Annotated in this window: 1 protein-coding gene; it reads left to right on the top strand. The window is 47.4% G+C overall.

The genetic code is table 11. The annotated features are described in order from the left end of the window. Positions 1–112: 112 nt before the first annotated feature. A partial coding sequence (locus ROJ03_RS13025) for a transposase (protein WP_313727499.1) occupies positions 113–1503 on the top strand: 1391 nt, incomplete at its 3' end.

Below are 1503 nucleotides of genomic sequence, written 5' to 3'. Positions count from 1 at the left end.
TAAATTTCTTTAATAATAAAGAAATACTGCCAGTTTCATATTGTAATAGAGGCAAAAATATCTTATCATGTGCTTATATTTCTGATGTATAAGCACATGAGGTGTTTTGATTATGTATATAGTTTATTCCGGCCCGAACGACAAATATGCATCCGCTGCCGTCTCTACCAGGAATGGTAAGAAGACCTCTAACAAGTACGAGTATCTGGGACTTGTAGTCGACAGGGAGAAAGGCATATACAGCAACAGGACACGAGGGCTCTTTACCTTCGATCCCCTGCCCGGCTCCTATGGGAAAGTCCCGGAGGATTTCATTGAAACAAAACTTTTGGACAAAAGACGCATCAAGAAGGTCTCCCTTGATTTCGGCGATGCATTCTTTCTCCATTCGTTTTTGGAGAGCTCCGGTTTCTTCGGTGTCATCGACAGCCTAGGATATGGGAACAAGGACACTCTCCATGCAATGGTTCTTTTCTATATGCTTTCGTCAGTGGCGAACTGCAATGCTGACTCCTGGCTCAGTGGAAGCATAGCGAGTATGCTTTACCCCAAGGCAAATCTGGACAGTCCGCGCCTCAGCGAGTTCCTTGCCTCAGTAGGTACACCTGAGAAGCAGATGAGATATCAGGGGGCCTACCTGAGCCATGTAATGAGCAAATATAGTTCTGACAAAAACATACTTATAGATTCAAGCGGTCTTCCGAATGCCATCCACATGCCTCTGACGAGGATCAATGTCCATAATGGGAAGGTCAGCAATGAGGTGAGGCTCATTTTCGTGGTGCAGAAGACAACAGGTCTTCCTATCTTCTATATGGCAGTGCCTGGCAACGTCGTCGATGTCAGCACCCTCAGGAGGATACTGCTTCATCTGGAATCGCTGGGCATAGAGGTCGAATCCTGCATCATAGACGCAGGCTACAATTCTGCAGGCAACCTTGACTTCTTCTATGATGAGAACCATGCATGCAGGATAGGATTCCTCACCAGGGTCAAGGCGAACGACTCCAATCTCAAGAAGATGATCGCCGAAGAGCTTGCAACACTTGAATCGCGTGAGAACTTCGTCAATTTCGAGGATCGCTACCTTTTCATCAAGAAAAAGCAGGTGCTGGTAGGTTCTCATCATGACAATCCGGCTTTCCTGTATCTGGGCCTTGATTGCAGCAGGCTCAACGATGAGCAACGCAAGCTGTTCAAGAAAGCAAAGAAAACGAAACTCTCACTTGATGAGGTCTACGAGACTATGAGTGACCAGGGCCTTTTCGCAATCCTCTCAGGCACTGACTATTCCACAGATGAGATACTACCGGCCTATTACCAGAGGCAGGCCGCCGAGCAGATCTTCGACTTTGCAAAGAACTACACCAAGCTCCTACCGCTCAGGACCCACTCGGAAGAGACGTTCAGGGGACATCTAAGCCTTTCCTACATAGCGACTTGTGCTGTCAAGATGATCCAGATGAAGTTGGAGGAGTCCGAACTGCTGATGGGCTCAAGGCT

Source organism: Sphaerochaeta sp. PS (genome assembly GCF_032144095.1).
Lineage (GTDB): Bacteria > Spirochaetota > Spirochaetia > Sphaerochaetales > Sphaerochaetaceae > Sphaerochaeta.
Note: the sequence above shows the minus strand (reverse complement) of the source record. Positions and strands in the feature narration are given on the sequence as shown.